The sequence below is a fragment of the Streptomyces sp. NPDC005485 genome (genome assembly GCF_040606085.1).
Lineage (GTDB): Bacteria > Actinomycetota > Actinomycetes > Streptomycetales > Streptomycetaceae > Streptomyces.
This window is the reverse complement of the sequence record NZ_JBEXDZ010000173.1, coordinates 1-19,608: the sequence shown is the minus strand read 5'-3', so window position 1 is coordinate 19,608 and position 19,608 is coordinate 1. Positions and strand designations below refer to the sequence as shown.

General features: G+C 70.3%; 14 protein-coding genes and 1 tRNA gene. 4 read left to right on the top strand and 11 right to left on the bottom strand.

Annotation, left to right across the window (positions count from 1 at the left end):
* Window positions 1-205 precede the first annotated feature (205 nt).
* The gene (locus ABZS97_RS37255) at window positions 206-1,873 is read left to right on the top strand and encodes a hypothetical protein (protein WP_356145374.1); all 1,668 of its coding nucleotides are present in this window, start codon (window positions 206-208) and stop codon (window positions 1,871-1,873) included.
* A 30-nt stretch (window positions 1,874-1,903) separates the two neighbouring features.
* On the opposite strand, the gene ABZS97_RS37250 is transcribed toward ABZS97_RS37255, so the two are convergent.
* A complete protein-coding gene (locus tag ABZS97_RS37250; RefSeq protein WP_356145373.1) occupies window positions 1,904-2,467 on the bottom strand; it encodes an HIT domain-containing protein in 564 nt (187 codons plus the stop codon).
* A gap of 67 nt (window positions 2,468-2,534) precedes the next feature.
* On the opposite strand from ABZS97_RS37250, the gene ABZS97_RS37245 reads away from it, so the two are divergent.
* A complete protein-coding gene (locus ABZS97_RS37245; protein WP_356145371.1) occupies window positions 2,535-3,194 on the top strand; it encodes an ion channel in 660 nt (219 codons plus the stop codon).
* 27 nt (window positions 3,195-3,221) lie between these two features.
* Here ABZS97_RS37245 and thrS read toward each other — a convergent pair whose 3' ends face one another.
* From thrS to ABZS97_RS37230, 3 genes are all read right to left on the bottom strand, one after another.
* Window positions 3,222-5,198, bottom strand: coding sequence for a threonine--tRNA ligase (gene thrS, locus ABZS97_RS37240; RefSeq protein ID WP_356145368.1), 1,977 nt, complete (start codon window positions 5,196-5,198; stop codon window positions 3,222-3,224).
* A 103-nt stretch (window positions 5,199-5,301) separates the two neighbouring features.
* Entirely contained in the window at window positions 5,302-6,519 is a 1,218-nt protein-coding gene (locus tag ABZS97_RS37235) for a hypothetical protein (RefSeq protein WP_356145366.1), read from the bottom strand.
* Window positions 6,516-7,082, bottom strand: a complete 567-nt coding sequence (locus ABZS97_RS37230; protein ID WP_356145364.1) for a DUF4365 domain-containing protein — start codon at window positions 7,080-7,082, stop codon at window positions 6,516-6,518. The genes ABZS97_RS37235 and ABZS97_RS37230 overlap by 4 nt, the downstream gene beginning before the upstream one ends.
* Window positions 7,083-7,250: 168 nt before the next feature.
* Here ABZS97_RS37230 and ABZS97_RS37225 point away from each other — a divergent pair, with 168 nt between their 5' ends.
* Complete coding sequence (locus ABZS97_RS37225) at window positions 7,251-7,976, top strand: 3'-5' exonuclease (RefSeq protein WP_356145362.1); 726 nt, start codon at window positions 7,251-7,253, stop codon at window positions 7,974-7,976.
* Between the two features lie 61 nt (window positions 7,977-8,037).
* Here ABZS97_RS37225 and ABZS97_RS37220 read toward each other — a convergent pair.
* Window positions 8,038-8,109: transfer RNA gene (locus tag ABZS97_RS37220), tRNA-Val, on the bottom strand.
* Between the two features lie 39 nt (window positions 8,110-8,148).
* Window positions 8,149-8,607, bottom strand: coding sequence for an SRPBCC family protein (locus tag ABZS97_RS37215; protein WP_356145360.1), 459 nt, complete (start codon window positions 8,605-8,607; stop codon window positions 8,149-8,151).
* Window positions 8,608-8,699: 92 nt separating this feature from the next.
* On the opposite strand from ABZS97_RS37215, the gene ABZS97_RS37210 reads away from it, so the two are divergent.
* Complete coding sequence (locus ABZS97_RS37210) at window positions 8,700-11,120, top strand: hypothetical protein (protein WP_356145358.1); 2,421 nt, start codon at window positions 8,700-8,702, stop codon at window positions 11,118-11,120.
* Between the two features lie 22 nt (window positions 11,121-11,142).
* On the opposite strand, the gene ABZS97_RS37205 is transcribed toward ABZS97_RS37210, so the two are convergent.
* The 5 genes from ABZS97_RS37205 to ABZS97_RS37185 all read right to left on the bottom strand — a co-directional run bounded on the left by ABZS97_RS37205 (window position 11,143) and on the right by ABZS97_RS37185 (window position 17,786).
* Window positions 11,143-13,875, bottom strand: a complete 2,733-nt coding sequence (locus ABZS97_RS37205; RefSeq protein ID WP_356145356.1) for a Tat pathway signal sequence domain protein — start codon at window positions 13,873-13,875, stop codon at window positions 11,143-11,145.
* Between the two features lie 98 nt (window positions 13,876-13,973).
* Window positions 13,974-14,591, bottom strand: a complete 618-nt coding sequence (locus tag ABZS97_RS37200) for a hypothetical protein (RefSeq protein WP_356145353.1) — start codon at window positions 14,589-14,591, stop codon at window positions 13,974-13,976.
* Between the two features lie 8 nt (window positions 14,592-14,599).
* Window positions 14,600-15,499, bottom strand: coding sequence for a carbohydrate ABC transporter permease (locus ABZS97_RS37195; RefSeq protein ID WP_356145351.1), 900 nt, complete (start codon window positions 15,497-15,499; stop codon window positions 14,600-14,602).
* The gene (locus ABZS97_RS37190) at window positions 15,499-16,497 is read right to left on the bottom strand and encodes a sugar ABC transporter permease (RefSeq protein WP_356145349.1); all 999 of its coding nucleotides are present in this window, start codon (window positions 16,495-16,497) and stop codon (window positions 15,499-15,501) included. Before ABZS97_RS37190 ends, ABZS97_RS37195 begins: the two co-directional genes overlap by 1 nt.
* A complete protein-coding gene (locus ABZS97_RS37185) occupies window positions 16,497-17,786 on the bottom strand; it encodes an extracellular solute-binding protein (protein ID WP_356145347.1) in 1,290 nt (429 codons plus the stop codon). Before ABZS97_RS37185 ends, ABZS97_RS37190 begins: the two co-directional genes overlap by 1 nt.
* Window positions 17,787-19,608: the final 1,822 nt, after the last annotated feature.

Sequence of the window (19,608 nt, the reverse complement as noted above, 5' to 3'; positions counted from 1 at the left end):
CCGCGCCGCGGCCGCGCTTTTTGTCGCCGCCCCGCCCCCCCCCCGGGGGGGGGGGGGGGCGCCGCGCCCCCCCCCCCGACGAATGTCGGTGGCTGCGGATACGCTGATGACCTGATCAAGTTGCGCGCGATCAAGATGACGACCTGATCAACAGGTGTGCGGGGCACGGAAGTCGGGAAAAGCCGCAAGGGCGAGTACGGCGGCGATGGGGGCGGCAGTGGCGGACGACGGATTCGATTTCTCTCCCGGGGCACAGGTGCCGCTCTCGGGCGCCGCGGGGCAGACGGCGGCGACGTACGCCCTGGCCTCCGCGGCCTACCGGGACAACGAGGTCGAGGAGATACTCAAGGCCAACAGCGAGTGGCACGTCTCCGCCGTCAAGGCCGGCAGGATGAAGCTGTTCAAGCCGAACCTCGGTGAGGCGTTCTCGGTGGCCGTGCGCAACCGGATGCTGGGCGGAGACCGCAAGCCGCTCATCCAGTCCTTCGGCACCGAGCCCCAGGTCATCGTGGAGCACTGCCTGGCGGCCAACAACATCCGCCGGGAGCGCGACAACTGGCTGTCGGCCGTGATGGTGCTGTGCGGACTGCTGTTCCTGCCCGGGCTCCTCGTCTGGCTGATGGTCTTCCAGATCCGCACGCAGATCGCCAAGCGCGAGGACAAGCGGGCCTCCGCCCTCGCCACCACGCTGCTGGTCGCCGTCGGCGCCCTCGCCGTGCTTTTCCTCCTCAAGATGCCGTTCACCGGCTTCTGGGCCTGGTATGCGCGCGCGGCGGTCGTCGTGCCCGTCGTCGGATGGCTGTGGGCCAAGCAGATCTGCGAGCGCACGGCGAAGGACCTGCGCGAGCGCTGGGACAGCCTGCTGGCCGGCGGCGGCATCGGCGCCAAGATCCCGGAGGCGGTGCCGGGCAGTCCCGGCGAGTCCGCGGCGGAGCGGCTGCGCCAGGCGCTGGCCCGGCTCAGCGCCGAGCAGCAGTCCAACTCCGTCTTCTACGCGGGCCCCAAGGGCATCCTGGGCATGGGCACCCGCTGGGGCAGCTGGCAGCTCGCCGAGGACCTGGTGCCGCGTGACGCCGGCAAGGAGATCCACCCCTTCCGCAGCTGGGACGTCATACGCTCCATCCACGACAAGCTCCGCATGCTGGAGCGCGGACCGCTCAACACCGGCGGTTTCCCGGCCCCCTCGATCAAGCACTGGGTCGTCACACCGATCGGCGAGAACGCGAAGGCGGTGTCACGGCCGGTCGGCACCGATGTCGACGCCTACACGGTCAGGTCGCACGCGATACAGGACATCTGCAACAAGCAGCAGTTCGGCGGCGGCGACCGGCACTACCTGGGCTGCCAATGGACGCTGTGGGACGGCCAGTTGGTCATCACCATGCTGATCACCGTGACCGTGCTGCACGAGACGCTGCGCATCGAGGTCACCGGCCATGCGCTGGGGCCCGTGCACTCCCTGTTCACGACCAAGCCCGAGGCGCCGACGAAGGAAGTCGCCAAGTCGATCAAGTTCTGGGAGACCCGCAAGGTGTCGCTCCCGCTGGTCACCGCCGACGAGGTCGTACGGCTCACGGCCCGCGCCCCCTTCAGCCGGTTCCCGCCGTTCCTCAACTGGCTGGGCGGCACGCTGGTGCTCCCCGAGCCGTTCGGCCTGCGGCACGCCTGGGCGGACAAGCCGTGGCGGCACCGGTTCATGGCCGACGACGCGCTGCGCGCCGCGACACCCGTGCTGCGCGTGGTGCACGCGGCGGCGATCAAGGTGCTCGAAGAGAACGGCGTGAACACCGAGAAGTTCGGCACCCGGTCGTCGTTCCTCAGCAACATGGTGCAGGATGCGGCGCCTCGGAAGGCGGATGTGTACGACGCGTAGCGCCTGCCCGGCGACTGCGCGGGGTGTGAGTCAGGCGCTCGCCGACCAGGCGTCCGCCAGCATCTTGCGGGTGTCCGCGAGGAGTTGGGGAAGAACCTTGGTGTGGCCGACCACCGGCATGAAGTTGGTGTCGCCGCCCCAGCGGGGGACGATGTGCTGGTGCAGGTGAGCGGCGATTCCGGCGCCCGCGACCGTGCCCTGGTTCATGCCGATGTTGAAGCCGTGCGCGCCCGAGGCGGCGCGCAGGGCGGTCATCGCCTGCTTGGTCAGCTCGCCGAGCTCGGCGGTCTCGGGGCCCGTCAGGTCCGTGTAGTCGGCGACATGGCGGTAGGGCACGACCATGAGGTGGCCGCCGTTGTACGGGTAGAGGTTGAGCACCGCGTACACCTGCTCGCCGCGCCTCACGATGAGCCCGTCCTCGTCCGACTTGGCCGGGATCGAGCAGAAGGGGCAGCCGTCGTCGGCCCCCGGGCCGGTGGGCTTGTTCTCGCCCTGGATGTACGCCATCCGATGGGGCGTCCACAAGCGCTGGAACGCGTCCTGCGTCCCGACTCCGATCTGCTGCTCCGGCTCACTCGTCATGAGGTGCAGCATATGGCTTCGCCCGTTCGCGGCGTGTCGCCGGGGCCTGCGCGAAAGCGCCTGCGGCCAAGCTGGGGCGATGGACGACGACAGTCGAAAGGTCGCCTGGGAGCAGCGCACCGGGATGCTCCTCGGCGTGGCATCGGTGCTCTTCCTGGCCATGTACGCGGTCCTGGTGCTCGCCACGGACCTCTCCGAGGCCCGGCAGGACCTCTGTCTCGCGGTGATCCTGGCGGCCTGGGCGGTGTTCGCCGTCGACTACGCGGTGCACTGGCGGTTGAGCGGACAGCGGCTCCGCTTCGTCCGGACGCACTGGCTGGACACGCTCGTGCTGGTGCTGCCCCTCCTGCGCCCGCTGCGCATCGTCAGGGTCTACGAGGCCGTACAGCGCCGACACGGGCAGCCCCGTCTCGCCCTGCACGCGCGCGTGATCGTGTACGCGACGCTGTCGGTGTCCCTGCTCGGCTTCGCCGGTGCCCTCGCCGTCTACCAGCAGGAGCGCGGGGCCCCGGGTGCGTCGATCCACACCTTCGGCGACTCGCTGTGGTGGACGTGCTCCACGCTCACGACGGTCGGGTACGGCGACGTGGTCCCGGTGACCCCGCTCGGGCGGGTGATCGCGGTGGGCCTGATGGCCTGCGGGGTGGCGTTGCTGGGGGCGGTCACCGGGTCGTTCTCGGCGTGGCTGCTTCAGGTGTTCTCAGAGCAGGAGGACGAGGAGAGGCCCCCGGGAAGCTGAGCTTTCCGGGGGCCTCTCGGGTACGCGTCAGACCTGCGCGCGCTCCTCGACGACCTTCGCGATCTTGGCGATCGCCTCGTCGAGCGGGATGCCGTTCTCCTGCGAGCCGTCGCGGTAGCGGAAGGAGACCGCGCCGGCGGCCATGTCCTCGTCGCCCGCGATGACCATGAAGGGCACCTTCTGCTTCTGCGCGTTGCGGATCTTCTTCTGCATGCGGTCCGAGGAGGCGTCGACATCGACGCGCAGCCCCTTCTTCTTCGCCTCGGCGGCGAACTTCTGCAGGTACTCCACGTGCGCGTCGCCGATCGGGATGCCGAGCGCCTGGACGGGCGCCAGCCAGGCCGGGAACGCGCCCGCGTAGTGCTCAAGGAGCACGGCGAAGAAGCGCTCGATGGAGCCGAAGAGCGCGCGGTGGATCATGACCGGGCGCTGCTTGGAGCCGTCCGGGCCGGTGTACTCCAGGTCGAAGCGCTCCGGCAGGTTGAAGTCGAGCTGGACCGTCGACATCTGCCAGGTGCGGCCGATCGCGTCCTTGGTCTGGACGGAGATCTTCGGGCCGTAGAAGGCGGCGCCGCCCGGGTCCGGGACCAGCGGGAGGCCCTGCTTCTCGGCGACCTGGCGCAGCGTCTCGGTGGCCTCCTCCCAGACCTCGTCCGAGCCGACGAACTTCTCCGGGTCCTTGGTGGACAGCTCCAGGTAGAAGTCCGTGAGGCCGTAGTCGCGCAGCAGGTTCAGGACGAAGGTGAGCGTCTTGTCGAGCTCGTCGGCCATCTGCTCGCGGGTGCAGTAGATGTGCGCGTCGTCCTGGGTGAAGCCGCGGGCGCGGGTCAGACCGTGCACGACGCCCGACTTCTCGTACCGGTACACGGTGCCGAACTCGAAGAGGCGCAGCGGCAGTTCACGGTAGGAGCGGCCGCGCGCGTCGAAGATCAGGTTGTGCATCGGGCAGTTCATGGGCTTGAGGTAGTAGTCCACGCCCTCGTCGAGCTGCATGGGCGGGTACATGCCGTCGGCGTACCAGTCCAGGTGGCCCGAGGTCTCGAAGAGCTTCCCCTTCGTCGCGTGCGGGGTGTAGACGAACTCGTAGCCCTCCTCCTCGTGGCGGCGCCGCGAGTAGTCCTCCATGACCCGGCGGATGACGCCGCCCTTGGGGTGGAAGACGGCGAGGCCGGAGCCGATCTGGTCCGGGATGGAGAACAGGTCCAGCTCGTTGCCCAGCTTGCGGTGGTCGCGCTTCTCGGCCTCGGCGAGGAAGTCGAGGTGCGCCTTCAGCTCGTCCTTGGAGGGCCAGGCGGTGCCGTAGATGCGCTGGAGCATGGGGTTCTTCTCGCTGCCGCGCCAGTACGCGGCGGCGTTGCGCATCAGCTTGAACGCCGGGATGTTGCGGGTGGTGGGCAGGTGGGGACCGCGGCAGAGGTCCTTCCAGCACAGGTCGCCGGTCTTGGCGTCGAGGTTGTCGTAGATGGTCAGCTCGCCGCCGCCCACCTCGACATTCGCGCCGTCGTCGGTGGACGCGGAGCCCTTGATGCCGATGAGTTCCAGCTTGTACGGCTCCGACGCCAGCTCCTCGCGGGCCGCCTCGTCGGTCACCACACGGCGGGAGAAGCGCTGCCCGCGCTTCTGGATCTCCTGCATCTTCTTCTCGATGGCCTTGAGATCCTCGGGCGTGAACGGCTTCTCCACGTCGAAGTCGTAGTAGAAGCCGTCCTTGACCGGCGGGCCGATGCCCAGCTTGGCCTCGGGGAACAGCTCCTGCACGGCCTGTGCCATGACGTGCGCGGTGGAGTGGCGCAGGATGTCGAGGCCGTCCTCGGAGGAGATCTCCACGGCCTCGACGGTCTCGCCGTCGCGCACCTCGTACGCGAGGTCCTTCAGCTCGCCGCCCACGCGGGCCGCGACGATGGTGCGCTCACCGGCGAAGAGCTCGGCGGCCGTAGTGCCCGTCGTCACCACGCGCTCGTCCCGCTCGGAATCGCGTTGGATGATCACACGGACGTCTGACACCGGTCTCTCCTGCCTGAAGGGGGACGCGCGCCCAAAGTCCATTGCGCGCGCCATAGGCTACGGATCCTACCGAGACCGGGGTCCCCTCCGCGAAACGGTTCCGTCAGTCCCCGCTGCACGCCTCCTCGAAGAAGTCCAGGTTCTCCTGGAGCGACTTCATGAGCCGGTCCCGTTCGGCCTCGTCGACCTGTACGGGCACGACCCCGGAGGCGTCGGTGAGCCTGCGGAAGCCGCCCCGGCTCTCCAGACGCCCGAGCACCCGGACCGGCAGCCCGACCAGATGGGCGTGCCCGGCGATGCGGTACGCCTCCTCGTCGAGGGTCATCCGCACATGCGGGACCTCGGCTCCGGCGAGCACCCGCAGCCGTACGGAGCCCTCGCCGCGCGGCCCGGACCTGCGCATCCGCACCACGGTTCCGGTGATCCGCACCGGCACGGACGGCTCGGCGCGCAGATAGCGGGCCCCCGCCTCGCGCAGGACGGGCAGGTCGCCGGGCGAGAACTCGACGGGCTCGGAGGGGGCGGCGCAGCCCTCGGGGACCCCGGCCGCGGGCGCCCACTCGACGGCGATCCGGGCGCCCTCCGTGCCGCGGACGAGGGCGACGATCGCCTCGGTCAGCTCATGGCTGACGCCCGCCGCGACGGCTCCGTCGAAGGCGTCCATGCCCCCGGTGGCGCGCTGGTAGTCGATGGCCTCGCGGGCGGCGTACAGCGCCTGGTAGAGCCGTACGGCGAGGGGCCGCCCGGTCGTGACGGGCACGAATGCGGTCAGGCGGTGTCCGCCGTGCTCCGCGCCGACGAGGACGGTGTCCAGGGACGCGGCGGCGGGCCCACGGTGCCGGGCGCCGTAGTACCCGGCGTGCGCGCGGGTGGCCAGCGCGGCGGCGAGCAGCATCTGGCGGGCGGCGGCGCGCAGCTGCTCCTCGGCCGTCCAGGGCGCGGCGCCCACGGGTCCCGTCGGCACGTCGCGCCACCAGCGGACCTCGTCGCTGGGCACGGCGAGCCCGAGCAGTACGTCGCGTGCGGAGGGTGACCCGCTGCGGGAGAGCGCGAGGAGGGCCTCGCCGAGCAGGTCGTCGCTGTCGGGGAAGGCCCGGTTCTCCGGTACGAGCAGGCTCGTACCGCCGCCACCGGGCCCGGGTGGGGTCCAGCGGCCGTACCGTCCCGCCGCTCCGCCGCGGCGCTGCCAGCCGTGCCGGTGCAGCAGCGCGCTGAGGACGGCGGGGTCGACCCGGTCGGGCTCGGGCGGCCGGGTCCAGTCGGTGTCGGCCGGATGCGGCCGCACCGACCGCAGGGTCTCGTCGATCGGGCGGTGCGTCACGGTCTGCCTCCCGTCCCGACCCGCGTCATGATCTCGCAGAGCGCCCGGTCGTCGAAGATGCGCGAGGTCGGTATCCGCACGGTGGTCCTGCGCCGGCCGGTGACGGCGTGTCCGGCGAGGTTGGTCCAGTAGCAGCAGTGCCGCAGGTCGAGACGGTCGTGACTGGCGCGCAGCCACTCGTCCTGGGATCTGGGGACGAGCATCACGACCAGGATCTTGTGCACCGAGACCGGGGTTCGGGCGAGCTTCGCCAGGTGGTCGTTGTCGAGCGTGAAGGAGAAGGCAGGGCCTGGGGGGTTCGGCGGTATCTGGTACGTGCACTTGAGCTGCACCTTGATGGTGACTTCGTCGTCGACCGTGTGCCCGGGGGCGCTGTGGCTGACGTGCCAGTCGATGCCGTTGTCCGGGAAGGGCTGGGACAGGGAGCATCCCGCGGCCGCGGCGACGGCGTGCAGATAGCCCACCTGCAGTGTCTCCATGCACGCGGTGGTGGCGAGGCTGCCGCGGTGGGGTGCCGTGCGCTCGGGCAGCAGCCCGCCCCGTTCGGGCTGCGCTATCGCCATGACCAAAAGCCTTCCGGAACAGATGAATCGCCTCGACGAGCCCCTGAACTGCAAAGACCCGTACCTCTGTTGTCTCCTTCCGGCGTACGGCGCAAACAGCCCGGGTATCACCAAACGGGCAGAAGACGGTGCGTCAGCTGCCGTGGGTGAACGAGGAGTTGTGTAGGTATGACGTGCTGGTACGAAGGCCCCTTGGCCGCGTTCGACACGGAGACCACCGGCGTGGACGTCGAGACCGATCGGATCGTGTCGGCCGCCGTGGTGGTCCAGGACGCCCCGGGTTCCCGTCCGCGGGTGACCCGGTGGCTGGTGAACCCGGGAGTGCCGGTGCCCGCGGGCGCGACGGCGGTGCACGGGCTGACGGACGAACATCTGCAGTGCAACGGCCGCTGGCCGTCGCCGGTGATGGAGGAGATAGCCCGGGCGCTGGGCGAACAGGCGGCGGCGGGCCGGCCGCTGGTGGTGATGAACGCGCCGTTCGATCTGACCATCCTGGACCGGGAGTTGCGCCGCCACCGCGCCTCCTCGCTCGATCACTGGCTCGCGTCGGCGCCGCTGCGGGTGCTCGATCCACGGGTCCTCGACAAGCATCTGGACCGCTACCGCAAGGGCCGTCGCACGCTCACCGATCTGTGCGCGCACTACGAGGTGGTGCTGGAGGGCGCGCACGACGCGGGCGCGGACGCACTGGCCGCGATGGAGGTCGTACGCGCGGTGGGGCGCCGTTTCTCGGCTCGCCTGGAGCGGCTCTCCCCCGCCGAGCTGCACACCCTGCAGGCGGTGTGGCACGCGGCGCAGGCGCGCGGTCTGCAGGCGTGGTTCGCGCGCAGCGGCACTCCGGAGCTGGTGGATCCGGCCTGGCCCCTGCGGCCGGACCTGCCCGCGGCGGCGTGAGGGCACGAGGACGGGAACACAGAAAAACCGGTCCGTCTGTGACGGACCGGCTTTCTCCGGGTGGGCGATACTGGGTTCGAACCAGTGACCTCTTCGGTGTGAACGAAGCGCTCTCCCACTGAGCTAATCGCCCGGGAACGCACTGAACCATACAGGTCCCGGCGGGTTTCGTTCAAACCGATTGGCCCGTCTCCCGCAGGTGTGCGCGCAGTCCGCGCAGTCCGGCCCTCATCATCAGCGCGTGGTTGGCGAGGAAGAGGGGCCGTCCCGGCATCGCGAGGCGCCGCAGCAGCGGCTTGCTCACGTCGACCTCCTGCTCGTAGCGGGCGAGGGTGCCCGGCCCGTCGGCGGTGACGGTCCAGCGCGCCCAGCCGTCGATGTCACCGGTCATGGCGATCTCCAGGACGCCTGCCGCGGGGTCGCGCCGCACCTCCCGCGCGGTGAACGTCATGTCGTACGGGAGCAGCGAGCGGATCCGGATGGCGCCGCTGCGGTCGTCGATGCGCCGCACCTCGCGCACCTGAGGCCACCAGCGGGGGTAGTCCTCGGCCTGTTCCAGGGCCAGGTAGACGGCGGCGGGAGGGGCGGGCAGCTCCCAGAGGCTGCGGAAGCGGTAATGGCTCCAGTCCATGCGCCGAGTGTGCCGGTCCCCGGCACCCTTTCCGGTAGATCGGTACGAGACTTCCTGTGTCGTATCTGAGTACGGCCTGAGTACGTGCACTCATGCCGGGGGACGTGACCGGGACCACACTGCGAAGCATGATGAACATCCCGCCCCCGGCCGAGGAGTTGCGGCTCCTCGATGCCGAGCTGCGACAACTGGATGCCCGCCGGGCCCAGTTGCTGGAGCGCCGTGCCTGGCTGCTGCGGGTCCTGCAGCCGGTGTGGGCGCCGCCGCCCCCCGCCGCGCGCCGGTCCGAGACCACCGCGCCCGGTGTCCAGAACGTGCTCCTGGCCCTCGGCGGCGTCCTGCTGACCGTCGCCGCGATCGCGTTCACGGTGGTCAGCTGGGGACACCTGGGCATCGCCGGGCGGGCGCTGGTGCTCGGCGCGGTGACACTGGCCGCGCTCGGCGCGCCCGTGCCGCTGCTGCGCCGCGGGCTGCGCTCGACGGCCGAGGCGCTGGCGGGGCTGGGACTCGTACTGACGGTGCTGGACGTCTACGCGCTGCACCAGGTCGCGTTCGCGGAGACGGACGGCTCCGGCTATGCGGCAGCCGCCTCGGCGACGCTGGCCGTGGTGTGGGCGGGGTACGGGCTCGCACTGGACGGGCCGCGCGGGCAGCGGGAGGCCGGCGCGGCCGCTCGGCTCCCGCTGGGGCTGCCGTTGCCCGCCGCCCTGGTCACGGCCCAGTTCCCGCTGCTCCTGTGGGCGGGCGCGGCCGGTGCGGGGGACCGCACCATGACGGCCGCGCTGCTGGTGACGGCCGCGTTCGACACGGCTGTCGCGCTCCGCACGCCCCTGAGGTCCGTCCGGATCGTCGCCGTCGTCGGCGCGTACGGCATGGGCGGCTGGGGCACCCTGGCGGCCGGATGGCTCTCCTGGACAGCCTCCGGCCCGAGCGCCGCCGCCCGTGCGGCGGCGCTCCTCCTCTTCGCCGGCGCGATCGCCCTGGTGGCCGCGTGGCGTGCTCCGCACCCGAACGCCGCCACCGGGACGGCGCTCGCCGGCGGTCTGATCACGGTCGCGGCGTTCGGCGGCGTACTGCGCTCGGCACTGCCCGACGACTCGACGGTTTTGGGATATCTGGTGTGCGGGATCGCGCTGTTGGCGCTCGTGCGCACTCGCCTGCGCGAGCAGGTGCGGCGGGGGCTGGCCGGGGCCTCCGGCTGTGTGCAGGCCGTCGCGGTGGTGTGGGCGCTGCCCGCGGCCGCCCTCGCCCTGCTGGGCCCGGTGAGCCGGGCGGGGCGGATCTGGTCCGGCGCCCCGGCGACCGCCCGCGACGCGGTCGCCATGGATGTCCCCTGGCCGCCGCACGCCACCTTGGCTCCTGTCGTCCTCGCGCTGGTGGCCGGTGTCCTGGTGGTGGCGGTCCGCGACGCGGCGTGGCGCCCGCAGGCGCTGACCTGCGCGCTGACGCTGGCCTGGGCGACGGCGCTCGCGCTTCCGGCGGTCCTCCAACTCTCTTACGCAGCAGGGCTGGTGGCCCAGGGCGCCACCACGGTGGCGGTTCTGGCGTGCGCCCGGCCGAGCGGGCTGCGGGCGGCTCCAGTGCTGCTGGCCCTTCTCGGCTCCGTCAGCCTCGCCTTCCTCTCCCTGGCCTCCGAGGGGGCGACCCTCGGCGTCCTCACGGCGCTGACCGTGCTGTTCGCGGCCGCCGCGCGCCCGCCGCACCTCCGAGCGGTCGCCGCGTCCGCCTCCCTCGTCGCCGCCACCGCGCTCGCCTGCGCCGTGGGCGCGTCCCTGGGCTGGGAACCGCGGTACACCGCGCTCCTCGTGCTGGTGGTGCCGGCGGCAGCGGCGCTCGCGGCGGCGCGCCTTAGCGATCCGGTGACGACCGTGGCCGTCGAGGCGACGGGAGCCGCTGCCGGGCTCCTCGCCGTCGCGCTCACGGTCGCCCATCCCCCGATGCTCGCTCTGGTCCTGGCTCTGCTCGGTGTGCTCGCCGCGGCCACCGCCGTGCGAGCGGACCGGCGGCCCGTCGGATACGCGGCCGCCGCCCTGTTCGTGCTGGCCACCTGGGTCCGTCTGGCGTCCTGGGGCGTCGGCTCCCCGGAGGCGTACACGCTTCCCGTGACCGTTCCGGCGCTGCTCGTGGGCGTGCTCAGGCGCCGCAGGGACACCCCGGCCTCGTCGTGGACTGCGTACGGCGCGGGTCTGTCGCTCACGCTGGTGCCGAGTCTCCTCGCGGCGTGGGGCGACCCCCACTGGCTGCGGCCGCTGCTGCTCGGCGGGGCGGCGCTCGCGGTCACGCTCGTCGGTGCCCGCCACCGGCTGCAGGCACCGCTCGTCGTGGGCTCGGTGGTGCTCGCCCTGGACGCGCTGCACGAACTCGCCCCGTACATCGTCCAGGTGGTCGACGCGCTGCCGCGCTGGGTGCCTCCCGCACTCGCCGGTCTGGTGCTGCTCGCGCTGGGTGCCACCTACGAGCAGCGGATCCGTGACGCGCGGCGAGTGCGGGAGGTGCTGGGGAGGATGCGCTAGGGCATCCTCAATCGGCGTACGGCTACGGCATCTTGTCCCCCAGCAGAGCCAGGTTCTCGATGGCGGCGAGGCCGTACAGGGCGGTGTCGTTGGAGCTGACCCAGGCGGCCTCGCTGCCCGGCACCAGGGTGAGGGGGCCGCTCAGCTTCTCGGTCTTCCAGGGCGAGGACTCCATGTAGCCGTCCGAGCTGTAGAACTTCGTCCACGCGCGCTTGGCGAGCGTCGCGTCACCGGTCTGCACGGCGGCGTACGCGTCCAGGCGCGAGTGGCCCTGGAACAGCAGCAGGGTGCCGAAGTTGGTGCCGTAGCGTGCCGCCTGTTCTGCCTTGGTGGCGTTGAAGTAGCGGCAGTAGTCGAGGTAGACGTCCTTGAACTTCGGCACGTCGACCAGGTCGATCAGCTCGGCGCACAGCTCGTTGAGGCCGAAGACCGCCGAGAGGTGCGAGACCGAGACGACGGGCGCGGGCGCGACGGCGAACTTGCCGGTGTCGAGGTCGTACAGGCCGCTGCCCTGCACGAAGCCGTTGGGCTGGGCGGCGATGCCCTCCATCGTCGACAGCACGCGCGCTTTGGCCTTCTCCCACTTGGGACCCTTGCGTTCCCACTCGGTCAGCCATGCCGACACCAGACCGCTCCAGTCCGTGCCGAAGCCGATCGACAGGGCGTGCCGGTCGGGGGTGTAGGGGTCGGTGCGCACCTTGCGCAGCGGGTCGAGGACGAGGAACGTCTCGTCGGAGTCGACGTTGGCGTGCATGAGGTCGCCGACGCGTTCGTCGGCGGTGAGGAAGTAGTAGTAGCGGCGATAGGTGGTGTTGGCGATGCGCTGCTGCTTGGCACTGTCGGCGAAGTGCTGCACGCCGTGCCGGGTGCCGAGGCCCGCCCACTTGCCGAGGTGGTAGACGTCGACCTCGCCGGTGTGCCGGGTCAGCGCCTCCGCGAAGCGGAAGATGTCCGAGCGGCCCGAGCGCAGATACGCCATCCAGAGCCAGATGTCCGGCGACAGTTCGGAGTTGTCCCAGGCATAGCCGCCGACGTCGTAACGCCATTGGTGGCGCACGGTGTCGTACGTGTGCATGAAGTCGCCGTAGTCCCAGAAGCCGTACCAACGGCGCTGCTCCACCTGGTCCTTGTAGTAGGTGAAGAGGAAGTCGAGGTGGTCCTCGATCTTCGCCTTGGCGGCGGTGGAACGGTCGGGCTCGGAGAAGAGGCCGCCGAAGACCTTGGCCTTGATGAGGTGCTTGGGCGGCGCGGCGAGCTGCGGAAGGGTCCGGACCGCCTGGACCTGCTCGGCGAGCTTCTCGGGAGCGGGCGTCGACTCGTTGGCCCAGAAGAGGAGTTCGGAGGTGCGGGCGATGCCGTAGGGCGTGCCGAACTCGGGTTCGTAGTCCTCGTAGGTGATGTTGAGGCCTTCGAGCTGTTCGGCGTAGGTGTCCTGGTCCATGCCGTCGTGGTAGAAGCGCAGGTCCATGGGCTTCGCCTCGGGCGACCAGAGCCAGAGGGTGACCTCGGCCTCGTCGGTCTGGGCGTCGCGGATGTCGAGCTGGGCGGGGTACTTCTCCCAGAAGTCCCTGAGGCCGAAGGAGAATCCACCGCTCGGACCGCCGACGTAGCCGAATCCGGACGCCCGCCCGCCGCCGCCCGCGCCGATCCAGCCGTAGCCCTTCTTGGTGCGCTTGCGCAGCGCGAAGCCGTCGGCGGAGAGCTGGGAGAGCGTGTAGTCGCCCCACTCGGGGATGTACTGCAGCCGCGTCGTCACCCGCTGGTCCCAGGTGGACGGGTCGGGCAGCTTCTCTCCCGCGAACTGGGCCGCCTGCACTGCGGCGCCCGGGTCACGGCGCAGCCCGGTGATGCCCTTGACGGCCTCGCGCAGCAGACCGGTGCCCTCGCCGCCGATGCGGATGTGCCGGTCGTACGCGGCGTCGCGCATCGGCACGGTGAAGCGCACGCCGAGCCCGCGGATGAAGTCGCCGCTGGTCCTGCCGGGTTCCTGCGTGCCGTCGTACGTGATGGTGTGCACCATCCGGAAGGAGTCGGCGCCCGCGTAGAAATAGAGACGGATCGAGAAGGGCAGCCAACTGCGGGCGCCCTTGCGGTGCTTGCCGTCGATACGGACGACGGCGCGGACCGGTCCGTCCTGCTCGACGGTGACCTTGTCGATGGCGCTCTCGAAGCGCTCGAACTTCTCGGCGCCCTGGTCCTCGTCCTCGATCTCCGGCTGCCGGATCAGCACCAGCCGGCCGTTCTTGGCGATCTCCGTGGAGCCGCGTACGACGGACTTCACCAGCGTCGTGCCGCTCTTGCCGATCTTCGCCGTGATGACGCCGGTCGATATGTCGATGGTGCCGCCGCTCTTGTCGACGGTCACCTTCTTCTCGGGCGCGCTGGACGAGCCGGCTGCGAGGGTGAGCTTGCCGGAGCCCGAACTGACCGCGTGCGCCGTCCACTTGAGGGAGCCGTCGGGCCAGTAAGCGATCGGCCAGGACTGCACGGGCACGGCCTTGCCGTCCGCGTCCGTGAGCGCGAACGTCTGGTCCTCCTGGTACGCACCCTTGGGCCAGGGCACGCCGACAGTCGAGCCGGGGGCGGCGCCGAGCCCGCCGTCCTCCAGCCAGTCCAGCGTCACCGGGTCCGCGGCGGCGGCCTCGGCTCTCGGGGCAGCCTCGGCGCTGCTGCTCCCCAGCGCCCAGCTGAACTGGGCGGCGGCTCCGGCGGCGGCAGCTGCCTTGAGAAGGGACCTGCGGGGAATGGGAGACATGAGAGCTCAGCCTTTCCTTTCCGTGCGGGGAAGTCAGGGGCATGACAGAGAGAGGTGCGGCGCCCGGGGGCGCCGACCTTGCGGTGCGGGGTGGTGCGTCAGCGGCGCCGGTATCGCTCCTCGACGGCGACGGCCGCGGCCGCGACGGCCCCGAGGACGGGGACCGCCAGCGGTAGGGCGAACCAGGTGGAGCAGACCACGACGGCCAGTCCACCGATGAGCAGGAACGATCCGGCGGGGTCGAGGACGGTCCGGCGTCCGGCGTCCGCGAGCAGCGCCCGCCACCGTGCGCCGGGCTCCCAGGACGCCGCCGCGCGCAGCCCGGCGACACCGAGGCCGATCAGCGCGAGGACGCCGACGGCACCGACGAACGGTCCGCCCGGAAGCCCGGCGCGCACGGCCTGGACGTCCACGGCGACCGCGAGCGCGGCGCCCCAGCCGGCGAGCCCGGCGATCCAGCCGCCGCGCACGGCCAACCGGAAGTCCGCGACGAACTCCCGCAGGCCGCCGCCCTCATGGGCCGTACACCGCTTCAGATGGCGGGCTCCGGCGGCGAACGCGGCGGGATACGTGACCAGCGGCAGCGCGGCGAGCGCGATCCACACGCCGGTCAGCAGACACTCCGCGAACAGCGCGAACCTCTCGGCGAACACGGATTCCCGCGGCGCACGGCGCGCCTTGACCGATATCCCGGATGCCTGGGATGCCTGGCTCATCGCGCGCCTCAGCCCTTCAGTCCCGAAGTGGCCATGCCGTCGATCAGGTACCGCTGGAACGCCAGGAAGAAGGCGAGCACCGGCAGCAGCGCGACGAGCGACATGGCGATCATGCCGCCGTAGTCGGCCACACCTTCCTGGTCGACGAACATCTTCAGGCCCAGCGAGACCGTGTACTTTTCGGGCTCGTTGAGGTAGATCAGCGGGCCCATGAAGTCGTTCCAGGAGTTGATGAAGGTGAAGATCGCGCTGGTGATCAGGGCCGGTCGGCACAGCGGGAGCACGATCGACCAGTAGATGCGCAGATGTCCGCAGCCGTCGAGGCGGGCCGCCTCGTCGAGTTCCTTCGGCAGGTTGCGCATGAACTGCATCATCAGGAAGACGAAGAACGCCTCCGTGGCGAGGTACTTGCCCAGCAGGAGCGGGGTGTACGTGTTGATCATGTTCATGTTGCGGAACAGCACGTACTGCGGGATCAGCAGCACGTGGTACGGCAGCAGCAACGTGCCGATCATCAGCGTGAACAGCAGATTCCGGCCCGCGAACCTGATCTTGGCGAAGGCGTACGCCGTCAGCGAGCAGGACAGGACGATCCCGATCACCGAACCGACCGCGAGGAAGAGCGAGTTGTAGAAGAAGGTGGAGATCGGGATGTCCGCGATGCCCTCGGTGAGGCGCTTGTAGTTCGAGGTGACCGGCGAGCCGGGGAAGAGATCCAGGCTGCCGACGATGTCCTCGCTCTTCTTGAAGGAGCCGCCGACGACCCAGATCACCGGGTAGAGGATGACCGCGAGGATCGCGAGGGACCCGAGGTGCCAGGTGAGCGAACCGGGCAGCCTGCGCCGGAAGTTGCCCGCCTTCGCGGACGGACCCTGAGCCGGCCTGACGTCTGTGACCTGCGCGCTCATCAGGCGCCCTCCTCATAGTGCACCCAGCGCTTCTGGGACCAGAACAGCACCGCCGTCACCAGCGCGACCGCGATCAGCAGCAGCCAGGCCATGGCGGAGGCCAGGCCCATCCGGCTGTTCTCGAAGCCCTGGACGTAGAGGTAGCAGGTGTAGACCATCGAACCGTCGGCCGGACCACAGGCGTTGCTGCCGGCGCCGCCGCCGACGATGTAGGCCGAGCTGAAGATCTGGAAGGAATGGATGGTCTCAAGGAGGACGTTGAAGAAAAGCACCGGCGAGATCATCGGCAGGGTGATGTTCCAGAACCGGCGCAGCTTGCCCGCCCCGTCGACCTCGGCGGCCTCGTACAGCTCGCGCGGCACCTGCTTGAGGCCGGCGAGGAAGATGACCATGGGGGCGCCGAACTGCCAGACCGTGAGCGCCACCAGGCTGTAGATGATCAGATTCGGGTCGCCTGTCCAGCCGCCCGCGTGCACTCCGAAGACCTTCTGCGTACGGTCCACGATCGCGTCGTCCGAGAAGATCGCCTTCCAGACGATGGCGACGGAGACGCTCGCTCCGATCAGCGAGGGCGCGTAGAACGCGGCCCGGTAGAAGGCCTGTCCGCGCCGCTTCTGGGCCAGCAGCAGCGCCACACCGAGCGCCGCGATCAGTTTGAGGGGCGTCCCGACGACGACGTACCACATCGTCACCTGCACCGAGTGGCGCCAGCGCGGGTCGTGGAACATCTCGGAGAAGTTGTCGAGACCGATCCACTTGGGGGCGTCGAACAGGTTGTAGTCGGTGAACGCGAAGTAGAGCGAGGCGATCATCGGGCCCGCGGTGAGCAGCAGGAACCCGGCGATCCAGGGGGACATGAAGAGATAGCCGGCCAGGTTCTCCCGGCGGCCCCGCCGCTTGAGGGCGGCGGGGCGCACGGGGTTCACCGGACCGTGCCGCGGCTCGGAGCCCTTGGCCAGGGCCTCCGTCGCAGGGGCGTGTGTCACGGTGGATCCCATCAGGTGCCGAGAGCCGTCTTCGACTCGGTGAAGAACTGCTTGACGGCGTCGTCCACCGACCGTGTGCCCAGGGCGAGTTCCTCGGCGATGCGCAGGAACGCGGCCTCGCAGATGTCGGCGCCGTTCGGGTGCGGGGTGATCGTCTCCAGGACGCCCGCCTTGACGAGGGACTCCTCGTAGGCGGCGATGCCCTTGCCGATCTCGTCGGTCGGCTTGTAGGCGTCGTACTGCGCCTGCGTGGCCGGCACACCGCGGTCGTAGCCCATGATCTTGGCGACTTCGGGGTCGTGCGTCATGAAGCTGATGAACTGGGCGACTTCCTTGGGGTGCTGGGTGCGCCTGGAGGCGCTGAGCATCAGCGAACCGAGGTACTGGCCCGTGTGCTTGCCGTCCGTGGTGGGGATCGGGGCGAGGCCGTACTCGCTCTTGCCCTCCGCGGTGTAGCGCACGGTGAAGTTGTCCCAGGTGAACTCGCCCGCCGCGAGTTCGGCGGAGACGGCGGACTTGGGCTTGACCTGAGCGACCTTCTTCGCGTTGGCGTAGATGCCCGACTCCAGGCCCTTCTTCGCCTTGGTCCACCAGTCCTTGAGATCCGCCTCGGTGAAACCGAGTCCCTTGTCCGTGAAGAACGCCTTGCCGTTCTGACGGAGGTACAGGTCGTAGAGGTACATGACGCCGTACATTCCGCTGTCGCCGGCGCGGCCCGCCTTGTCGCGGATCTTCTTCATCGCCGCGTCGAAGTCGTCCCAGGTCCAGCCCTGCTTCGGCGTCACGCCCGCCTTGGTGTACACGGGCTTGTCGATCACCAGGGCCATCGAGTTGGAGCCGACCGGAACACCGAGGAGTTTCCCGTCGACTTCGCCGAACTTCTCAAGTCCGGCCCGGAATCCGTCCATCGAGAGATTGCCCGCCTTGACCTGCTCACTGAGATCGAGCAGGACATTCTTCGCATCGTACTTGCGCAGGAATCCGATGGCATTCTGGAATACGTCCGGCGGATTTCCGCCGGAGGCCTGGGTGTTGAACTTCTTCCAGAAGTCGCCATAGGGCTGGAAGTCCGTTTTCACCTTGATCTTCGGGTACTTCTTCTCGAAGAGCGCGATGGTCTGGTTGATCCGCTTGGCCCGGTCGTCCGCGCCCCACCAGGCGTAACGGATGGTAACCGTGCCATCCCCCGAGCCCGCTCCGTCCCCACCACAGGCCGTCGTCGTGGCCAGCCCCAACGCGGCCACCGACGCACCGGCCGCCTTGAGGATCGTGCGCCTCTCGACATTCCCGTTCTTCTGCATAGTCGGGCCCCTCCCGCGACGTTGCGGTCGCCGTCATGAATCGTTTCAAGTAAGCGCTTGCTGGCACAAGGTACGGAGGCCCTCCGGGCTCGTCAATGATTCGGACAGGAATTGATGGGATGCGATCCTGCTCCGCGACGCCGCGAACGGGCGTGTGACGGCGGCACGTTGGCACGACTGTGCAGGTCCCGCACCTATGGCCGACCTGTCGAACGCCTCGCGGCAGGTCGTGGAGAAAAACGAAGGGGCCGAAAACAACTCTGGTTCCGGGGCGCTGAGTCGGGGGGACGGGGGGCGGCGGGGGCGGGCGGGGACTGAGAGTGATGGGTGCGGCTTGGACGGGGATGAGGGCGGGGACCGCGGGGCGGGAGCTCGGAGCGGAGGGTGCGGGGATGAGGGCGGGGACCGCGGGGCGGGAGCTCCGAGCGGAGGGTGCGGGGCTGTGGTTGGCGTTTGCGTGAGCTGCCGTTGGCGGGAAGGCGCGGGTCGCGACCGGCTGTTGGTGGTAGCCGATGGGCGTTCGGTGGCCGGCGGTCGTGAGGGCTTCCGATGACTGCGGCGCGGGCGAGTCGTGTCCCACCTCGTGATGTAGCCATACGGAGTCCGGGACTTCGCGCGGCTTCGGGGACAGCGCCGTCCGCGGGGTCGGTGACACCGGGCACAACGCGTCGACCAGGGCAGATGGCACCGTGGCGATGCAGAGACCTTTCTTGGACGGGACCTCATCCGGGCTGGCATCGTCTGGACTTCCACGTCACCTGGCGGGACGTCACCGGACCTCCGGAGAGCTGCTGTTGGCGGCGGTCGGAGTGCTGTCAGCGGCAGCCGGACGCCGTGGGCGCCGGCCAGGCGGGCTGCTCCGCGCAGACCGCGAGCCGCCGTCGCATGAGCCGCGGATTGCCGTCGGCTGGGCACAGGCGCCGGGCACAGGGCTGATGTCGGCGGCCGCGCGTGCGATGGTCGCCGAAACGTGGGTTGTCGCCCGCGGGCCGCGGCGGGGCCACACGGGCCGCGGCGCGGGCCACACAGGCCACTGTCAGGGGCAGCGCGTGCGACGGTCGCCGCATCAAGGCCCTCGCCGCAGGCCGCCAGACCCGGCCACGAGGGCCACAGCCGCTGCCAGCCCAGGCAGGTCAACGGCGCACAGACCGCACCGTCCACAAGCCGCCGCCGGCAAGCCACGCACGCGACCAGGCAGGCTCCACGACCAACGACAACCCACGCCACGGCAAGCAGCACAGAGACCTCTGTTCACAGGCCACAAGCACCAGTCAGGCGAGCCACAGCCGCCCGCAGTCTTTAGCGGTCAACGGCCCCCCGGCCGCAGTGCACATGCCACGTGCGCCCACCACGGGGGCCACTACCGGCGACAGGCGACAGCGCGTACGCCACCGTTCACCAGCCGCGAGCGCCGCCCACAGCCGCCATAAGCCCGTACTGGTCACCGGCACACAGCCGCAGCCACAGGCGTCGGCCAGGCAAGACGTCGCCAGCGGCCGTACAGGCCACTTGTCGGCACTCACGAGCGACGCGAGCACGCACCACCTCAGCCCTGTGGCCGCCACGGCCGAGCAAGGGCCCCTTGGAGCGACACGCTCGCGGTCACACCCCCCAGCCCACCTCAGCCCCGGATCTCCCCGGCCCAGCAGCCCAGAAGCCCCCGCCCCCGCGCCGCAGGGGGTGCGGGTGGCGGGAGCCCCCGCAGCGCGCGGCGAAGCCGCGCAGAAACGACGATGGCGACCCATGTCCACGCTTTCCGTGGACATGGGTCGCCATCGACAACGTGGGCGATACTGGGTTCGAACCAGTGACCTCTTCGGTG

Excerpts from the sequence above, each read along its gene's own strand:
- ABZS97_RS37225 (WP_356145362.1), top strand. The coding sequence starts at position 7,251 with ATGACGTGCTGGTACGAAGGCCCCTTGGCCGCGTTCGACACGGAGACC.
- ABZS97_RS37255 (WP_356145374.1), top strand. The coding sequence starts at position 206 with ATGGGGGCGGCAGTGGCGGACGACGGATTCGATTTCTCTCCCGGGGCA.
- ABZS97_RS37195 (WP_356145351.1), bottom strand. The coding sequence starts at position 15,499 with ATGAGCGCGCAGGTCACAGACGTCAGGCCGGCTCAGGGTCCGTCCGCG.
- ABZS97_RS37230 (WP_356145364.1), bottom strand. The coding sequence starts at position 7,082 with ATGGCGATAGCGCAGCCCGAACGGGGCGGGCTGCTGCCCGAGCGCACG.
- ABZS97_RS37190 (WP_356145349.1), bottom strand. The coding sequence starts at position 16,497 with ATGGGATCCACCGTGACACACGCCCCTGCGACGGAGGCCCTGGCCAAG.
- ABZS97_RS37215 (WP_356145360.1), bottom strand. The coding sequence starts at position 8,607 with ATGGACTGGAGCCATTACCGCTTCCGCAGCCTCTGGGAGCTGCCCGCC.
- ABZS97_RS37210 (WP_356145358.1), top strand. The coding sequence starts at position 8,700 with ATGCCGGGGGACGTGACCGGGACCACACTGCGAAGCATGATGAACATC.
- ABZS97_RS37245 (WP_356145371.1), top strand. The coding sequence starts at position 2,535 with ATGGACGACGACAGTCGAAAGGTCGCCTGGGAGCAGCGCACCGGGATG.
- ABZS97_RS37205 (WP_356145356.1), bottom strand. The coding sequence starts at position 13,875 with ATGTCTCCCATTCCCCGCAGGTCCCTTCTCAAGGCAGCTGCCGCCGCC.
- ABZS97_RS37250 (WP_356145373.1), bottom strand. The coding sequence starts at position 2,467 with ATGCTGCACCTCATGACGAGTGAGCCGGAGCAGCAGATCGGAGTCGGG.
- ABZS97_RS37185 (WP_356145347.1), bottom strand. The coding sequence starts at position 17,786 with ATGCAGAAGAACGGGAATGTCGAGAGGCGCACGATCCTCAAGGCGGCC.
- ABZS97_RS37200 (WP_356145353.1), bottom strand. The coding sequence starts at position 14,591 with ATGAGCCAGGCATCCCAGGCATCCGGGATATCGGTCAAGGCGCGCCGT.